Here is a 16,214-nt window from a genome sequence, read left to right as displayed (position 1 = left end):
GTGCACGTCGTCGCCACCGCCGGGCACGTCGACCACGGCAAGTCCACCCTGGTGCGGGCGCTGACGGGGATGGAGCCGGACCGGCTCGCGGAGGAGCAGCGTCGCGGCCTGACCATCGACCTCGGCTACGCCTGGACGACGCTGGAGGTGGGCGGGACCGCGGAGCAGGTGGCGTTCGTCGACGTGCCGGGCCACGAGCGGTTCGTGCCGACGATGCTGGCCGGGGTGGGGCCGGTGCCGGTGGCGGTGCTGGTGGTGGCGGCCGACTCGGGCTGGATGCCGCAGTCGGCGGAGCACCTGCAGGCACTGGACGCCCTCGGGGTGCGCCACGGGCTGCTCGTCATCACCCGCAGCGACCTCGCCGACCCGGAACCGGCGCGGGAGGAGGCGCTGGCGGAGCTGGCCGGCAGCGCGCTCGCCGGGTGCGCGGCGGTCGCGGTCAGCGCCGTCACCGGGGAGGGCCTGCCGCGGCTGCGGGCGGAGCTGGCCGCGCTGCTGGCCCGGGTGCCCGTCCCCGACCCCGCGGCGCCGGTGCGGCTGTGGGTGGACCGCAGCTTCACCGTGCGCGGCAGCGGCACCGTCGTGACCGGCACCCTCCCGGCGGGCAGCGTGCGCCCCGGCGACGAGCTGGAGGTCGGCGCGGGCGGGCGACGGGTGCGGGTGCGCAGCCTGCAGTGCCTGGGGGAGCGGGCGGAGCAGGCGCGCGGGGTGGCCCGGGTCGCGCTGAACCTGCGGGGCGTGGAGCGGGCGGAGCTCGCCCGCGGCGACGCCCTCCTCACCCCCGGAACGCACCTGCCCGCGGACTGCCTGGACGTGCGGGTGGTGCCGGTGCTGGGCGCGGAGGTGGATCCGCGGGCGCTGCCGCAGCGGGCGGTGCTGCACGTGGGGTCCGCGGCGGTGGGGGTGCGGCTGCGGGTGCTGGGGCAGGACGCGGCGGGGGTGACGGCCCGGCTGAGCGCGGACGCGGCGCTGCCCCTGCGGGTCGGCGACCGGGCGCTGCTGCGCGACCCGGGGGCGCAGCGGGTCTGCGGCGGGGTGGTGGTGCTGGACGTGCGGCCCCCGGCCCTGGCGCGGCGGGGGGCCGGCCGGGCCCGGGCGCAGGTCCTCGCCGAGCTGGACGGCACGCCCGACGAGGCCTCGGAGGTGGCGCGGCGCCGGCTGGTGCGGCGGGCGGAGCTGACGGCGATGGGCGTGCCGGCCGCGGGGGCGCCGGTGGCGGGGGACTGGCTCGCCGATCCGGCGCACTGGTCGGCGCTGCGGGTGCGCCTGGCCGAGGAGGTGCGCGCGTTCACGAGGGAGAACCCGCTGGAGGCGGGCGCCCCCCTGGAGGCGCTGCGGCGGCGCCTCGGCCTGCCCGACAGGGCGCTGGTGGAGGCCCTGGTCGCGGCGTCGCGGGGCGCGCTGGGGGTGCGTGCCGGCCGGGTCGTCGCCGGGGCGGGGCAGGAGCTGCCCCCAGCGGTGGCCGCGGCGGTGTCGGCGCTGCGGGAGGAGCTGGCCGCCGCGCCGTTCGCGGCGCCCACGGCGGAGCGGCTGGCCGAGCTGCGCCTGGGGACCCGGGAGGTCGCGGCGGCGGCCCGGGCGGGGCGGCTGCTCCGACTGGGGGAATCGGTGGTGCTGGCCCCGGGTGCCGACACCGCGGCGGCGCGGGCGCTGGCACGGCTGCCGCAGCCGTTCACGCTGTCCGAGGCGCGGCGCCACCTGAGCACGAGCAGGCGGGTGGCGGTGCCGCTGCTGGAGCTGCTGGACCGCCGCGGCCTGACCCGCCGCCTGGACGACGACCGTCGCACGGTGGCGGCGGAACGGCTGGAGCAGGAGACCGCCGGGGGCGTGTCCCGCCTGGACAGCCCATGACCCAGAAGTCACCATGGCCCTACTGAACGTAGCAACCGTCCGGATGTCGGACTTCTACCGCCCGCGGCAGGCGCCGCCGGTCCGAGGAGGCGCTGGAGCTGGTGGCTGAGGACGACGGGACCCGGAGCGCGAGGCCGGCGTCGGAGCGGCGCTGGCCCTGGACCCAGCGGGGGGCCGCGGGTGACGACGTCCGGACCATGATCATCCCGTGGGCGATGGTGTCCCCGTTCGTCGTGGTCGGGGTCGTCGCCCTGGCCAGGCTGCTGCCGACCCCTGTGGGCCGCTTCAGCGAGATCCTCGCCGCCCTCGCTGGCGGCGTCGTCAGCGCCCTGCTCCTCGTGCTCATCGCCCGGCAGACCGCCCAGCGCGTCGACCAGCAGGGCTACGCCCGCCAGGTCAGCCTCGACGCCGCCCGCCGCCAGGCCCTGCACGACCCGCTCACCGACCTCGGCAACCGGCAGCTCTTCACCGACCGCCTCGAGCACGCCCTGGCCCGCCGCGCCGAGCGCGGCACCGCCGTCCTCTACATGGACCTCGACGGCTTCAAGGCCGTCAACGACGTGTACGGACACCTCGTCGGCGACGCGATGCTCGTCGAGGTCGGCAGGCGCGTCTCCGCCGCCGTGCGCCCCGAGGACACCGTCGCCCGCTTCGGCGGCGACGAGTTCGCCGTGCTCTGCGAGGACGTCGGCGACGAGGTCGTCGCCGCCCGCATCGCCGAGCGCATCATCTCCTCCATCGCGGAGAAGCCGTTCGAGCTGGCCGGGCGCAGCCTGCGCATGACCCCCAGCGTGGGCGTCGCGCTCGCCACCGAGGACGCCGACACCCCCAACCTCATCCGCCGCGCCGACGCCGCCCTGTACCGCGCCAAGGAGCGCGGCAAGGCCCGCTTCGAGCTGTTCGACGAGGGCATGCACGCGCAGGCCCTCGCCAAGCGCCAGATCGAGGACGACCTCGCCGGGGCGGTCGAACGGGGCGAGATGCGACTGCACTACCAGCCCATCCTCGACCTGCACGCCAACCGCGTCACCGGCCTCGAGGCGCTGCTGCGCTGGGAGCACCCCACCCGCGGCCTGCTCGAACCCGCCGACTTCGTGCCCGTCGCGGAGCGCACCGGCCTGATCGTCGAGATCGGCAACTGGGCGCTGCGGGAGGCGTGCCGCCAGATCGGGGAGTGGTACGAGACCGGCGGCGACTCCTTCGACCTCAGCGTCTCCGTCAACGTCTCCCGCCGCCAGCTCGTGCAGCAGAACCTCCTCGACGTCGTCGAGGAAGCCCTGCCGAAGGGGCGTGCCGCGGAGGCCCTCTGCCTGGAGGTCACGGAGGACGTCCTGGCGCAGGACGCGACGGCGAGCATCTCCACGCTGCACGCGCTGCGCACGATGGGTGTGCGGATCGGCGTCGACGACTTCGGCAGCGGCCGCTCCTCGCCCGCGCACCTGCAGATGCTGCCCATCGACCACATCAAGGTCGACCGGCAGTTCACCCGCCACCTCGGTCAGCGGCAGCAGGCGGAGCGGCTGTTCTCCAGCATCATCGGGATGGCCCGCACGCTGGGCATCGGAGTCATCGCCGAGGGCGTGGAGTCCCCGGCCCAGCTGCTCGCGCTGCGCCGGCTCGACTGCGACGGGGCCCAGGGCTACCTCCTCGGCTACCCGGAGCGCCCGCCGGCCGTGGTGGACCTGCGGGTGCCGGAGGCCGCGGTGGTCCTGCCCGACGTCGAGGACGCCCCGCCGGCGCGGGTCTGACCGCCGCTCGCGCCCGAGGGCGGAGCAGCGATCGGGTGTAGCGTCTGGCCCGCGCCCAGCGAGGGGATCCGTGGTCCGGAGCCTCCTCGGGGACGGAAACCGCGCTCGCGACGACGGGAAGGCCAACCGTGACCGCTCACCCCGCAGCTCCTCCGAACCTCACGCCCAGCGGGCGCGCCGGGGGACCGGGCCTGCCGCAGGAGCGGCGCCTGGTCACGGCGATCCCCGGCCCGCGCTCGCAGGAGCTGCACGCCCGCCGGCTGGCCGCGGTGGCGGCGGGCTGCTCCAGCGCCCTGCCGGTCTACGTGGCCGCCGCCGGGGGCGGGGTGGTCGTCGACGTCGACGGCAACTCCCTGATCGACCTCGGGGCGGGCATCGCCGTCGTCAACGTCGGCAACTCCGCGCCGGGCGTCGTCGAGGCGGTCCGCGAGCAGGTCGCCGAGTTCACCCACACCTGTTTCACCGTCAGCCCCTACGAGCAGTACGTCGCGGTGTGCGAGGCGCTGAACCGGCTGACGCCCGGCGACCACGAGAAGCGCTCGGTGCTCTTCAACTCCGGCGCGGAGGCCGTGGAGAACGCCGTGAAGATCGCCCGCGCCGCGACGGGGCGGCAGGCGGTCGTGGTGTTCGAGCACGCCTACCACGGGCGCACGAACCTGACGATGGCGCTGACGGCGAAGTCCATGCCCTACAAGCACTCCTTCGGCCCGTTCGCCCCCGAGGTGTACCGGATGCCGATGTCCTACCCGTTCCGCGACGGCGGCCGCAGCGGGGAGGCCGTCGCTGCCGAGGCCATCACCCGGATCGAGAAGGAGATCGGCGCGGGCGGCGTCGCCGCGATCGTCGTCGAACCCGTCCAGGGCGAGGGCGGCTTCGTCGTCCCCGCGCCCGGGTTCCTGCCCGCCCTCGCGGAGTTCGCCCGCGCCCGCGGCATCGTCTTCGTCGCCGACGAGATCCAGACGGGTTTCGCCCGCACCGGCGACGTCTTCGCCTGCGAGCACGAGGGCGTCGTGCCGGACCTCATCACCACCGCGAAGGGCATCGCCGGGGGCATGCCGCTCTCCGCCGTCACCGGCCGCGCCGAGATCATGGACTCCGTGCACGCCGGCGGCCTCGGCGGCACCTACGCGGGCAACCCCGTGGCGTGCGCGGCGGCGCTGGCCGCGATCCGCGCGGTGGAGGAGGGCGACCTCAGTGCCCGCGCCCGCGCGCTCGGCGACGTGATGCTGCCGCGGCTGCGCCGGCTCGCCGAGCAGCACCCCGTCATCGGCGACGTCCGCGGCCGCGGTGCCATGGTGGCCGTCGAGCTGGTGCGGCCGGGCACCCTGGAGCCGGACCCGGCCGCCACCGCCGCCGTCAACGCCGCCTGCCACGCGGCGGGGGTGCTCACCCTCACCGCGGGCACCTACGGCAACGTGCTGCGCTTCCTGCCGCCGCTGGTGATGGGGGAGGACCTGCTCGCCGAGGCGATGGACGTCCTCGCCGACGCCTTCGCCTCCCTCGGCTGAGCCCTGGGCGCGTCCCCTGGAGGGGCGTGTTCTGACGCTCGCCCGCCCGCGGCGGGGACGTCCGGCCAGTGCTGGGGCGGGGACGTCCGGCCGCGACCCACCCGCGCGTCGCCTGCCGAACGTCCCCGCGTCGGCTCGGCCCGCCCCGGCGTCGCGGTCAGCCCCAGGCGCCCGTGGCGGCCGCCTCCCGCACGTAGTCGGCGAACCGGCGCGCCGGGCGGCCGAGCACCCGCTCCACGTCGGGGGTCGTCGAGGCGTTGCGCCCGTCGAGCACCTGGGTGAACAGGTGGTCCAGCAGGGCCGCCATCCCCGGGTCGACGCCCGCCGCCGCGAGCCCGTCGCGGTGCTCGGCGGGCGTGAGCCCCACGAAGCGCACGTCGCGCCCGGTCGCCGCCGCGACCAGACCGACCGCCTCCCGCAGGGTCAGCAGCTCCGGGCCGGTCACCTCGTGCACCCGGCCCTCGTGCCCGGGCGCGGTGAGGGCGGCGACCGCCACGTCGGCGATGTCGCGGACGTCCACGAACGGCTCGGGGACGTCTCCGCTCGGGGTGGCGACGGTCCCCTCGCGGATCGCGTCGGCGAAGAAGCTCTCCGAGAAGTTCTGGCTGAACCAGGCGGCGCGCACGACGGTCGCCGCGGGGAACTCCGCCCGCACCGCGGCCTCCGCGCGCTGCGCCTCCGCCTCCCCGCGCCCCGACAGCAGCACGAGCCGGCTCAGGCCCGCCTCGGTGGCGTGGCGCGCGAACCCGGCGACGACCTCGGGCGCCCCCGGCACGGCGAGGTCGGGGGAGTAGCAGACGTAGGCGGCGCCGGCCCCGTCGAGCGCGGCGTTCCAGCTGTCGGGGACGTTCCAGTCGAAGGACGGGGCGCCGGCGCGCGAGGCCGCGCGGACTGCCACGCCGAGAGCGCGCAGGCCCTCGGCGACGCGACGGCCGGTCTTGCCGGTGGCGCCGGTCACGAGGACGGTGCCCGCGGGCGGCGGGGTGGTGGTGGACTCGTCGGTGACGTGGAGAGTGGTCATGCCCCGATGCAACCGCGCCGGACCTGGACGCTCCATCGTCGAACAGCTCGTTTCCATACGCGTGCGTCTACGCTGCCCTCGTGGACGCCCTGGCCGCACTCCTGGAGGGCCCGCGGGCGCGCGGCGCGTTCGTGCTGCGCTCGCGGCTGGATCCGCCGTGGGCGCTGCGTGTGGAGGACGGCGCACCGCTGACCGTCGTGGCGGTGGTGCGCGGCGCCGCGTGCGTCGTGACCGGCGACGGTGCGGTGGAACGGCTCGCCGCGGGCGACGTCTGCGTCCTGCGCGGGCCGGAGCCCTACCTCGTCGCCGACGATCCCCGCACCGCCCCGCAGGTCGTCATCGGCCCCGACCAGGCGTGCCGGGCGGCCGGCGGGGCGAGCGTCCACCCGATGACCGCGTGGGGACCCCGGACCTGGGGCAACAGCGGCGAGGGCAGCACCGTCCTGCTCACCGGTACCTACCCCGACGCGGGCGAGGTCAGCGGCCGGCTGCTGCGGGCGCTGCCGCCCCTGCTCACCGTGCCCGGCTGCGACGTCGGCGCCCCGCTGCTGAGCTACCTCGCCGCCGAGGTGGACACGGACGAGCCCGGCCAGGGCGCCGTCCTCGACCGGCTCCTCGACCTGCTGCTCGTCGCGGTGCTCCGGTGCTGGTTCGCCCGCGCGGAGGCGGGCGCCCCGGGGTGGTACCGCGCGCACTCCGACCCCGTCGCAGGGCCGGCGCTGCGGCTGCTGCAGGAGTTCCCGGAGCGGCCGTGGACGGTGGCGTCGCTGGCGGCGGAGGTGGGGGCCTCCCGGGCGGCGCTCGCGCGGCGGTTCAGCGACGTGGTGGGGGAGCCGCCGATGGCGTTCCTCACCGACTGGCGGCTGGCCCTGGCGGCGGACCTGCTGCTGGAGCCGGGCAGCACGCTGGACGCGGTCGCGCGGCGCGTCGGCTACGGCAGCGGCTTCGCGCTGTCGAGCGCGTTCCTGCGGGTGCGCGGGGTGCGGCCCGCCGAGCACCGGGCGCTGCGGGGCTGACGCCACCCGGCGGGTGCTGGCGCGGGGACGGTGCGGCCGACGCGGCCCAGCTTGTGCCGGCGCGGGGACGTTCGGCCGCGACACGCCCGCGCGCCGCCTGTGGAACGTCCCCGCGACGGCCACGGGTTCAGCGCGGCGCCGCCCGCAGCACCACGGGCAGCAGCAGCACCAGCGCCACCAGCTGCACCACCAGCACGGCCACCACGAGCGCGGGCAGCGACACCCCGTACAGCCAGCCCGCGCCCGCCCCACCGGCCAGCGCCCCCGCGCCCTGCACCCCGGCGAACCAGCCGAACGCGGTGGCCCGGCGCTCGCGCGGCACGACGTCGGCGACGAGCGCCTTCACGGTCGAGTCCTGCACCCCGCCCGCCGCGCCCCACACCAGCACCCCCGCCACGACCGCCGGCAGCGAGGTGGCGAACACCAGCCCGGGCACCGCTGCCACCAGCACGGGCAGCACGAGCAGCACCCGGGGCCCGATCCGGTCGTAGAGGACGCCGGTGCCCAGGGCGGCGAGCGCGGCGGCGCCCATCGCCGCGGCGTACAGCAGCGGCACGACCGGCGTGGCGACGAGTTCGGCCTCGACGAGGTGGAACCCGACGAGGCCGAACGTCACCAGCCCCGCCGTGCAGAGGCCGCTGCCGACGGCAGTGCGCCAGAACAACCTCGGCAGCGGACCCGCCGCCGTGCCCGAGCTGGTGCGCCGCCCAGGTTCCCGTGCCGCGCCGGAGCGTGCCCGGAGCAGCAGCAGGAGCACCATCGCCGCGGCACCCGGCACCGCGAGCGCGGCCAGCCCCGGCTCCAGGGCCCCGGCGGCGGCCGCGGCGATCCCCGCCACCAGCAGCGGCCCGGCGAAGGCACCCACCTGGTCCAGCGCCTTGTGCACACCCATCCCGCGGCCCATGCCGACGTGCGCGGCGGCGTCCGCCAGCAGTGCCGACTTCGCGGGGCTGCGCACGGCCTTGCCGAGGCGCTCGGCGAGGATCAGACCGGCCGCCACCGCCAGCCCCGCGCCCCCGAGCAGGGGAGTGACGGCCAGCAGGGGCACGCACACCGCGGTCAGCGCGTACCCGCTGATCGTCAGCGCCCAGTAGCGGCCGCTGCGGTCGGCCAGCGGCCCGGACACCAGCCGCACCAGCAGCGCGACGGCCTCTCCGGCGCCGGTGACGAGGCCGACGACGAGCGCGGACGCGCCGAGCCCGGCCAGCAGCGGCCCGTACACCGACCGGGCGCCCTCGTAGACCATGTCCGCGGCGAGGCTGACGGTCCCGAACCCGACGACGGTGCGCCACGCGGAGGTGCGGGCGGGAGGTGCGGTGCCGGTCACCACGGCATCCTCCCGGCCGGCGCGGGGAGCTTGCGCGGCCGCCCCCATGGCGGGGCGACGCCCGGCGCGGGGACGTTGCGCGGGGACTCGCCGGTGTGCCGCCTGCCGAGCGTCCCCGCCTCGCGGCCGGCACTGGCGGCGCGGGGACGTTGCGCGGGGACTCGCCGGTGTGTCGCCTGCCGAACGTCCCCGTCCCGCAGCCCCGAGCGGCCGCACCCGCGCCGGGCGTCGCCCCGCCCCGCGCTACCGTCCCGGCGTGCTGCTGCGTCCCCTGCCCGAGCTCGCCGCCCTCGACCCCGCGGACCGGCAGCTCACCGCCCTGCCGGCGGAGCTGCGGCCGTGGCTGCGCGACTACCTCAGCCTCAAGGACGTGCAGCTGCGCGCCGCGCGGGAGCCCGCGGAGGGCCTGTTCCTCGCCGAGGGGGTGGAGGTGATCCGCCGGGCCCTGGCCGCGGGGCACCGGCCGCGCTCGTTCCTGCTGTCGCAGCCGCGCGCCGACGAGCTGGCCGACGTGCTGCCGGGCGACGTGCCGGTGTTCGTGGCGCCACCGGGGGCGTTCGAGCGGCTGACGGGCGTGGACCTGCACCGGGGCGCGCTGGCGTCGATGCACCGCCCCGCCGAGCGCGGCACCGCGGACCTGCTGCCGGGGGCGCGGCGGCTGGTGGTGCTGGAGGACGTCGTCGACCACACCAACGTCGGTGCGGTGTTCCGCTCGGCGGCGGCGCTGGGGGCGGACGGGGTGCTGGTCAGCCCGCGCTGCGCGGACCCGCTCTACCGGCGCAGCGTGCGCGTGAGCATGGGGACGTCCCTGCACCTGCCGTGGGCGCGGGCGGGGCGCTGGCCGCAGGACCTGGACCTGCTGCGGGAGGCGGGCTTCACGGTGGTGGCGCTGGCGCTGACGGACGACGCGGTGCCGCTGGAGGACTTCCGCCCACCCGAGCGGGTGGCGCTGCTGCTGGGCACGGAGGGCGACGGGCTGAGCCGGCGCGCGGTGGCGGCGGCGGACGTGGTGGTGCGCATCCCGATGGCCGCGGGCGTGGACAGCCTCAACGTGGCGGCGGCGAGCGCGGTGGCGATGTGGGCGCTGCGGAGGTGAATGGGGTCAGGCCCGAAGCGACGCCATCGACACGGCCAGGCGCTGCAGGGTCTCGGCGCCGCTGACGCGCTCGGGCACCCGGTACTCCCCGCCGTGGAGCTCATGGACGGTGAGGGTGTCCTCGGCGGGATCCGCGATCCAGTACTCACTGATGCCCAGCTCCGCGTACAGACCGTGCTTGGTGTGACGGTCGTGGGTGCGGGAGCTGCGGGAGACCACCTCGACGGCGAGCACCACGTCTCTGGCGTCGAGCTGCCCCGACGTGGCGCCCCGTCGGACGACCAGCACGTCGGGGATCAGGTAGTGCTCAGCGCGGCCCAGGTCGGCGGGCACTCGTACACCGGCGCCGTGGACCTCGCGGACGCCCGGGTCGAGGTGCAGCGCCAGGGCGAGCATGAGGTTGGTGGCGATGATCTGGTGCTCGACCGTGGGAGCCGGGGTGGCGACCAGGACGCCGTCGACGATCTCGTAGCGCCGTCCGTCGTCCGGGAGGCGCTCCAGGTCGTCGAAGGTCCACGACTCGTGGGCCGGCTTCACGGACACGCTCAAGACCTAGGCCGCCACCCCGACACGGGCGCCGGTGTCACACACCCAGCCCCTCCACGACCTCCGCGCCCGGCAGGCTCGCGAGGTCCGCGCCCCGGACCACCAGCTTGGAGCGGCGCACCCCGCTGCCGATGACGACGTACGGGGTCGCCGCCACCGCCGCGTCGACCAGGACCCGCCATCCGTCCGGCAGCCCGACGGGGGTGATGCCGCCGTACTCCATGCCGGTGTCGGTGACGGCCCGCTCCATCGCCAGGAAGGACGCCTTGCGCACGTCGAGGAGCCGCTTGACGGCGCCGTTGACGTCGGCGCGGGTGGTGGCGAGCACCACGCAGGCGGCGATGCGCTCCTCCCCGGCGCGTTTGCCGGAGACGACGACGCAGTTCGCCGACGCCTCCCGCGACACCCCGTGGGCCTCGACGAGCGCGGCGGTGTCCGCGACGTCGGGGTCGATCTCCGTGACGGCCGCGGCGGCGGCACCGGCCCAGCCGGGCAGGGCCGCCGCCACGGGTGAGGCCACGGCGTCGAGCCGCTCCAGCGCCGGGTGGAGGACGAGGTCGCCGGCGACGGCGCGGGCCTCGGCCTCGACGGGCGTGCTCACCGCTGGAACGTCGACCGCAGCACCGCGCGGGCGAGGGTGTGCGTCAGCATCGTGAACGCCGCGGCGGTGGGCGTGGCCGAGGCGTCCAGGCCCAGGGAGTCCACGTCGAGGGCGTGCACGGCGAAGACGTAGCGGTGCGCCCGGTCGCCCTCCGGCGGGGCGGCGCCGGTGAAGTCGGCGGTCCCCATGTCGTTGCGCAGCTGGATCGCACCCGGCGGCAGGGCGGTGGAGTCGGCGCTGCCGGCGCCGCGCTCCAGGCTGGTCACCGAGGCGGGGATGCCGAGGACGGTCCAGTGCCAGAAGCCGGCCGGGGTGGGGGCGTCGGGGTCGAAGCAGTTCACGACGAACGACTTCGTGCCCTCGGGGAAGCCGGACCATGACAGCTGCGGGGAGGTGCTGCCGCCCTCGGCGGAGTGCTCCGGCGCCATCGGCTCGCCGTCGACGACGTCGGTGCTGGTCAGCTCGAAGCCGCCGACGCGGGGAAGCAGCTCGTAGGGGTCGGGTGCGACGGGGCGTTCCAGGGACATCGGTGGACGACCTCCAGGTCGGTGCGGGTTGTCGTGCGCTGCCGTCGTGCAGGCGGCGCACCCCGCACGGTAGATCGCGCGCCCTCGCCTCGCACGGCCGGCCCGCGATCTCGTCCGTGGCGCAACGCCCGACGAGCCGGCCCCCCTCACGGGGGCCGGCTCGTCGGGTGCCGCGGGCTGCTCAGTCGTGCATGAGCGGCGCGCGCAGCGGGAAGTCGCTGCCCGTCAGGACGGCCTGCGCCGCGCGGTGGGACTTGTGGTTCAGCACCACGGGCGCCATCAGGTTGATGGTGGCCTCCTCGAGCTTCTGCCCCGGGTTGACCACGGCGAGGACAGCAGCGTCCTCCTCCGTGTCCAGTCCGAGGGAGTCGGCCATCTCGCGGTCGATGACCGGCTCGTAGTCCGGGTAGAACGACATCGGGTCCGCCAGGATGAGCCTCAGGTCCGGGTCTTCCTCGCACCGCAGGGAGAACAAGATCCCGTTGTCGTCCAGCGGCTGGAGGTCGTACTTCGTGTGGTCCGGGAGGCCCATCATGGGTGCGACGAACTCGATCTTCGGCATGGCATCAGTCTCGGTCGTAGTAGCCACCTTGTGAAATCCCCTCATCGTAGGAAGTCCAGGAGAGTCGGCTGGATGACCTTGGCAGTAGCGGCCAGAGCGGCCTGGTAGGCCGTGTTCTGCAGGTTGAACTCCACCATCGCCTTCGCGATGTCGACGCCCTCCACCTCTTCGAGCGCGTTGCTGAGGTAGTCGCCCCTCGCCTCCGTCGTGTCCTGCAGTGCTGCGAGCTGGTTGCCCCGTGCACCGATGGAGGCCAGTGCGCCGGTGATGCGATCCAGCCCCAGCTCGACATTACCCAGGGAAGCCGTAATCGTCGCGCCGGTGCCGGAGCGCAGTGCTGCGGACAGGTCCTCGAGCGCCTTGAAGGTGTTGTCGGCTGCCGTCGGCGGGGCGGCGGTGGTACCGGTGCCGAAGGCGGAGGCACCGGGGATGTTGATGTCCACGTCGACGCCGGGGGCCGCGCTGCGCTTGATGCTGGCGCTGTTGCCGTTGTAGGTGCCGTCGGCCTCGTAGGCGGCCGTGATGTCCGCGTTGCCGCCGAAGACGGCGCGGCCGAGGTGCTTGGTGTTCGCGGCGCCCAGCAGCTCCTCGCGGATCGCGTCGACCTGCTTGGCGATGGCCTCGCGGGCGGCGGCGTCGTTGTTGCCGGTGCTGGCGCCCTGGACCGCGAGGGCCTTGACCTTCTGCAGCCCCTTGAGCGCCGAGTCGAGCACACCCTCCTGGACGTCCAGCAGCATCCGGCCGTCGGTGATGTTGCGGGCGTACTGCTCGTTCGCCGCGATGTCGGAGCGGTGCCGCAGCGCCTCGGCCGCGGCGGCGGGGTTGTCCGACGCCTTGCTGATCGACTTCCCGCTGGTGAGCTGCTCCTGCAGCTTCGACTGGCGCAGCTGGTTGGCCTGCAGGTTCGCCAGGGACGTCGCGGCGGTGGTGCGGTGGGTGATGCGGCCGAGCATTCTGTTGCCTCCTGGGGCGGATGTTCAGACGGTGCCTGCGTCAGCGCCCGACGAGGCCGGTGCGGTTGATGAGGGTGTCGAGGGCCTGGTCGATCGTCGTCAGCACGCGCGCGGCGGCGTTGTAGGCGTGCTGGTACGCCACGAGGTTCGTCATCTCCTCGTCGATGCTCACCCCGGAGACGGAGTCGCGGGCGGCGGCGGACTTCATCGCGGTCTGGCCGGCGACCTCCGCGCGGACCTCGGCGCTCTGGACCTTCGAGGCGACGTTCGTCACGTGCGCGCGCCAGGTGGCGGTGGGGCCGCCCTCGGCGCTGACGAGGTTGCCGATCCTGCGGGCGATGTCCCGGTCGACAGTGGTCGCGTCGGAGCGGTCGGTGAAGTTCGTCGTGGTGACGTCCGGGCGCACGACCATCCCGCGGGCGTAGTCCCGGCCGCTGATGGGCATCGCGAAGAAGTCCAGGGCCGCGGTGCCCCCGGGGTTGTAGACCGCGTTGACGCTCGCGCCGATCCTCCGGGCCGTCGCGTCCAGATCCAGGGCGGCCCGGGGGATGGTGGTGTTCACGGCGTCGACGGTGGCGCGGAGGCTGCCGGAGACGGGCAGGACGCCGGTCTGGCCGATCCTCAGCGACGTCACGGCGCCGTCGTGCTTGATGTCGGCGAGGGCGGCGCGGGAGACGGAGAGCTTCTCGGCGCTGATGCCGGTGACGATGGCGGCGTTGCCGACGTGGACGTCGACCATGCCGTTCTCGCGGGTGGTGACGCGTGCGCCGGTGAGCTCGGCGAGGCGGCTGAGGGCCTGCTCGCGGTGGTCGATGAGCTCGTTGGGCGAGGTGCCGGTGGCGTTGGCCTTGAGGATGGCCTCGTTGAGGCCTGCGACCTGGGCGGCGGTGGAGTTGGCCTGCTCGACGAGGACGTCGAGCTGGCGGTCCGCGGCGGACCACTGGGACGCGAGGTGGGCGTCGAGGGTGGCGAGGGTGTCCACGACGGCCTTGCTGCGGGCGAGGACGTCGGCGCGCGCCGTGGCGGCGGCCTCGGTGCCCTCGGTGCGGCCCAGGTTCGCCCAGGAGCTGTGCATGGCGGCGAGCTGGGTGCTCAGGCCGGTGGCGCTGGGCTCCCCGAGGGACGCCTCGATCTGGTTCCAGATCCTCGCGGTGGCCTGCTGCTCGGCGGAGGCGGCGGTGTCGGCGCGCATCGTGGCGTCCAGCAGGGCGTCGGCGATGCGGGTGATGCCGGTGACCTCGACGCCGGTGCCGGCGACGTCCTTGCGGGCCCAGGTGCCCTGCGCCGCGACGGTGGACACCTGCTCGACCCGCTGACGGGTGTAGCCCTGGGTGTTGGCGTTGGCGATGTTCTGGCCGGTCACGTCCATGTTGCGCTGCGCGGCGGCCAGCGCCCTGGAGCTGAGGTTGATGCCGGAGAAGGTGCTCATGTCCTCGGGTCCTGTCTCAGAAGGCTTCGTCGACGAAGTGGGCGCGCGACCCGCCGGTGGCGGCGACTCGGTTCCTGCCGTGGGCGGTGTAGGTGTCCAGGGTCTGGTCGAGGCCCAGGAGGGTCTCGCGGACCGCGCGGGCGCCGGAGTTCAGCAGGTCGCGGTTGGCCTCCGCGAGGTTCTGGATCTCGGTCGTGAGGGCGAGGAAGGCGTCGCGGTGCCCGCGCATCAGCTCCCCCCACGGCTCGGGGGCGGCGTCGATGAGCGCCTTGAGGCTGGGGGAGGGGGACAGGCCCAGCTCGGCGGCCACCCCGTCCACCTCCATGGCGCGCAGGAGCTCCGTGGAGCGGATCTGCTCCAGCACGAACTCGACCTCGCGGGTGGCGTGCGCCAGCCAGCGGGTGCGGCCGCTCGCCAGCACCAGCTGCTCCTCCTCCAGCTTGAACAGGAGCAGCTCCATCAGCTCCCGCTCCTTCCAGAGGATCCCGGAGACCTCGGCGAGTCCCATGCGCGTCCTTCCGTCTCCCTGACGTGACCTGACCTGACGTGGCCCGACCGTTCGCGGCGCAGGTAGCGCCGTCCTGCTGCACCCATCGGCAGGGCGCCCCTCCAGTTGAGCCGGGCGGCGGCGCGTCCCCCTGCTGGTCCTGCGGCAGGTGCCGCGGGCGCCGGCGGGTGCGCCTGCGGCCGACCCGGACGGGCGTCCACCGCACGGACGCTCAAGGTGACCGGGGTCGTGTGCCGACACAGGGTGCGTGACCGTCCTCGCCGCTTCCGCCGCCGCCGCTCTCACCGACGCTGAGCGTGCGGCTCTCGTCGAGCAGCACCTGCCGATCGTCGGCTACATCACCAGCGAGTTCATCGGCAGGCTCCCCTCCCACGTGAGCCGCGACGACCTCAGCTCCGCCGGCCTCCTGGCGCTGGTGCAGGCCTCGCGCGGCTACGACCCGGAGACGGGCGTGCCCTTCGCCCGCTACGCCAACACCCGCATCCGCGGGGCGCTGCTGGACGAGCTGCGGGGCCAGGACTGGGCCTCCCGCGGCGCCCGCAGCCGCTCCCGCAAGCTCAACGACGTCGAGGACCAGCTCACCACGCAGCTCGGCCGGCGGCCCACCGCCCCGGAGACGGCGACCGCCCTCGGTGTGACGGTCGCGGAGATCCACGAGGTCCGCGACGAGGCGCAGCGCTCGGTGGTGCTGAGCATGCAGGGCTTCACCGCCGACGGCGCGTCCATCGACGACCACCTGCCCACCCACGCTCCCGGCCCCGAGCAGGAGCTGCTGCACCGCGAGCGCCTCGGCTACCTGCGCTCCGCGGTCGCGGCGCTGCCGGAGCGGCTGCGCCTGGTCGTGGAGGGCTACTTCCTCCAGGAGCGCCCCATGGCGGAGCTGGCGGAGGAGCTCGAGGTCACGGAGTCGCGCATCTCCCAGATGCGCGGTGAGGCCCTGGCCCTGCTGCGCGATGGCATGAACACCCACCTGGCGCCGGAGATGGTGGCGCCGGTCACCGGCTCGGCGGCCAGCGTGAAGCGCAAGGAGGCGTACTACGCCGCAGTGGGTGTGCAGTCGGACTTCCGCGCGCGCCTGACGATGTCGGCCATGGGCGTCGTGACGCCGGGCGAGAAGTTCTCCCAGACGGCCTGATCACCGTCCATCGACGCACCGCGAAGGGCCCCGTCCGCGAGCCGGACGGGGCCATTCGCATGGCCGAAGCGCTTGGCGGAAGTCGCTCTCTGTGGTTGAATGATTACGCTAGGGCGGTGGCGCCATGGGTGCTGCCGTGGGCCGTGGAGCAGTTCCGGCGCCGGGAGTCGGCCGGGGCTGCTGTGCCGGGAGAGACGGAAGAGTCACCCGTTCGCTCATGGGGCGGGTGCTCAGATCCGAGTCCCAGCGGTCGATAGAAGCACCAGCCCCTCCAAGGATGGAGCGGTGGTTGGACCCCACGTCATGGAGGATTGGTTCTCATGGGTCTTCGGATCAACAACAACATCGCTGCGGTGAACAGCTACCGCAACCTGCAGGCTTCGGAC

At 75.1% G+C, this 16,214-nt stretch carries 15 protein-coding genes; 6 read left to right on the top strand and 9 right to left on the bottom strand.

All coding sequences use genetic code 11. The features are described from left to right. The 3 genes from selB (at window position 1) to gabT (ending at window position 5,107) form a co-directional block, all read left to right on the top strand. The gene (selB, locus tag CLV92_RS17970) at window positions 1–1,851 is read left to right on the top strand and encodes a selenocysteine-specific translation elongation factor (RefSeq protein ID WP_104435069.1); all 1,851 of its coding nucleotides are present in this window, start codon (window positions 1–3) and stop codon (window positions 1,849–1,851) included. Window positions 1,852–1,952: 101 nt separating this feature from the next. Then, window positions 1,953–3,599: a putative bifunctional diguanylate cyclase/phosphodiesterase gene (locus CLV92_RS17965; RefSeq protein WP_104435067.1), complete on the top strand. Its 1,647-nt coding sequence runs from the start codon at window positions 1,953–1,955 to the stop codon at window positions 3,597–3,599. Between the two features lie 128 nt (window positions 3,600–3,727). Continuing rightward, window positions 3,728–5,107, top strand: coding sequence for a 4-aminobutyrate--2-oxoglutarate transaminase (gene gabT / locus CLV92_RS17960; RefSeq protein ID WP_104435065.1), 1,380 nt, complete (start codon window positions 3,728–3,730; stop codon window positions 5,105–5,107). A 157-nt stretch (window positions 5,108–5,264) separates the two neighbouring features. Here the strand turns inward: gabT and CLV92_RS17955 are convergent, their stop codons facing one another. Beyond that, window positions 5,265–6,128 carry a Rossmann-fold NAD(P)-binding domain-containing protein gene (locus tag CLV92_RS17955; RefSeq protein WP_104435063.1) on the bottom strand — a complete coding sequence of 288 codons (864 nt, stop codon included), beginning with the start codon at window positions 6,126–6,128 and terminating at the stop codon, window positions 5,265–5,267. Window positions 6,129–6,208: 80 nt separating this feature from the next. Here CLV92_RS17955 and CLV92_RS17950 point away from each other — a divergent pair, with 80 nt between their 5' ends. Next, window positions 6,209–7,144 (top strand): AraC family transcriptional regulator, encoded by a 936-nt coding sequence (locus CLV92_RS17950; RefSeq protein WP_104435061.1) that lies wholly within the window; start codon window positions 6,209–6,211, stop codon window positions 7,142–7,144. 127 nt (window positions 7,145–7,271) lie between these two features. Here CLV92_RS17950 and CLV92_RS17945 read toward each other — a convergent pair whose 3' ends face one another. Further along, the gene (locus CLV92_RS17945; RefSeq protein ID WP_104435059.1) at window positions 7,272–8,519 is read right to left on the bottom strand and encodes an MFS transporter; all 1,248 of its coding nucleotides are present in this window, start codon (window positions 8,517–8,519) and stop codon (window positions 7,272–7,274) included. 271 nt (window positions 8,520–8,790) lie between these two features. Here CLV92_RS17945 and CLV92_RS17940 point away from each other — a divergent pair, with 271 nt between their 5' ends. Continuing rightward, window positions 8,791–9,567 carry a TrmH family RNA methyltransferase gene (locus tag CLV92_RS17940; protein WP_342762362.1) on the top strand — a complete coding sequence of 259 codons (777 nt, stop codon included), beginning with the start codon at window positions 8,791–8,793 and terminating at the stop codon, window positions 9,565–9,567. Window positions 9,568–9,573: 6 nt separating this feature from the next. Here the strand turns inward: CLV92_RS17940 and CLV92_RS17935 are convergent, their stop codons facing one another. The 7 genes from CLV92_RS17935 to flgN form a co-directional block, all read right to left on the bottom strand. Beyond that, window positions 9,574–10,110, bottom strand: a complete 537-nt coding sequence (locus CLV92_RS17935; RefSeq protein WP_158257323.1) for a Uma2 family endonuclease — start codon at window positions 10,108–10,110, stop codon at window positions 9,574–9,576. A gap of 40 nt (window positions 10,111–10,150) precedes the next feature. Beyond that, a complete protein-coding gene (locus CLV92_RS17930) occupies window positions 10,151–10,714 on the bottom strand; it encodes a YbaK/EbsC family protein (protein ID WP_104435053.1) in 564 nt (187 codons plus the stop codon). Next, the gene (locus CLV92_RS17925; protein ID WP_104435051.1) at window positions 10,711–11,241 is read right to left on the bottom strand and encodes a YbhB/YbcL family Raf kinase inhibitor-like protein; all 531 of its coding nucleotides are present in this window, start codon (window positions 11,239–11,241) and stop codon (window positions 10,711–10,713) included. The genes CLV92_RS17930 and CLV92_RS17925 overlap by 4 nt, the downstream gene beginning before the upstream one ends. A 181-nt stretch (window positions 11,242–11,422) precedes the next feature. Further along, complete coding sequence (locus CLV92_RS17920) at window positions 11,423–11,803, bottom strand: flagellar assembly protein FliW (RefSeq protein ID WP_158257322.1); 381 nt, start codon at window positions 11,801–11,803, stop codon at window positions 11,423–11,425. A 41-nt stretch (window positions 11,804–11,844) separates the two neighbouring features. Further along, on the bottom strand, window positions 11,845–12,756 hold the full coding sequence (gene flgL / locus CLV92_RS17915) for a flagellar hook-associated protein FlgL (protein ID WP_104435047.1): 912 nt from the start codon (window positions 12,754–12,756) through the stop codon (window positions 11,845–11,847). A 40-nt stretch (window positions 12,757–12,796) separates the two neighbouring features. Beyond that, window positions 12,797–14,185 carry a flagellar hook-associated protein FlgK gene (gene flgK, locus CLV92_RS17910; RefSeq protein WP_104435045.1) on the bottom strand — a complete coding sequence of 463 codons (1,389 nt, stop codon included), beginning with the start codon at window positions 14,183–14,185 and terminating at the stop codon, window positions 12,797–12,799. 16 nt (window positions 14,186–14,201) lie between these two features. Next, window positions 14,202–14,693 (bottom strand): flagellar export chaperone FlgN, encoded by a 492-nt coding sequence (flgN, locus tag CLV92_RS17905; RefSeq protein ID WP_104435043.1) that lies wholly within the window; start codon window positions 14,691–14,693, stop codon window positions 14,202–14,204. 247 nt (window positions 14,694–14,940) lie between these two features. On the opposite strand from flgN, the gene CLV92_RS17900 reads away from it, so the two are divergent. Beyond that, a complete protein-coding gene (locus tag CLV92_RS17900) occupies window positions 14,941–15,828 on the top strand; it encodes a sigma-70 family RNA polymerase sigma factor (protein WP_104435041.1) in 888 nt (295 codons plus the stop codon). The last annotated feature ends 386 nt before the right edge of the window (window positions 15,829–16,214 follow it).

Origin of the sequence: Kineococcus xinjiangensis (assembly GCF_002934625.1) — a bacterium.
Classification (GTDB): Bacteria; Actinomycetota; Actinomycetes; order Actinomycetales; family Kineococcaceae; genus Kineococcus_A; species Kineococcus_A xinjiangensis.
The sequence above is the reverse complement of the archived record's forward strand: the minus strand, read 5'-3'. Positions and strand labels throughout refer to the sequence as shown.

Bases quoted from the DNA above. Each gene is read 5' to 3' on its own strand.
- CLV92_RS17925 (WP_104435051.1), bottom strand. From the start codon at position 11,241: ATGTCCCTGGAACGCCCCGTCGCACCCGACCCCTACGAGCTGCTTCCC.
- flgK (WP_104435045.1), bottom strand. From the start codon at position 14,185: ATGAGCACCTTCTCCGGCATCAACCTCAGCTCCAGGGCGCTGGCCGCC.
- flgN (WP_104435043.1), bottom strand. From the start codon at position 14,693: ATGGGACTCGCCGAGGTCTCCGGGATCCTCTGGAAGGAGCGGGAGCTG.
- flgL (WP_104435047.1), bottom strand. From the start codon at position 12,756: ATGCTCGGCCGCATCACCCACCGCACCACCGCCGCGACGTCCCTGGCG.
- CLV92_RS17920 (WP_158257322.1), bottom strand. From the start codon at position 11,803: ATGCCGAAGATCGAGTTCGTCGCACCCATGATGGGCCTCCCGGACCAC.
- CLV92_RS17955 (WP_104435063.1), bottom strand. From the start codon at position 6,128: ATGACCACTCTCCACGTCACCGACGAGTCCACCACCACCCCGCCGCCC.
- CLV92_RS17945 (WP_104435059.1), bottom strand. From the start codon at position 8,519: ATGGGGGCGGCCGCGCAAGCTCCCCGCGCCGGCCGGGAGGATGCCGTG.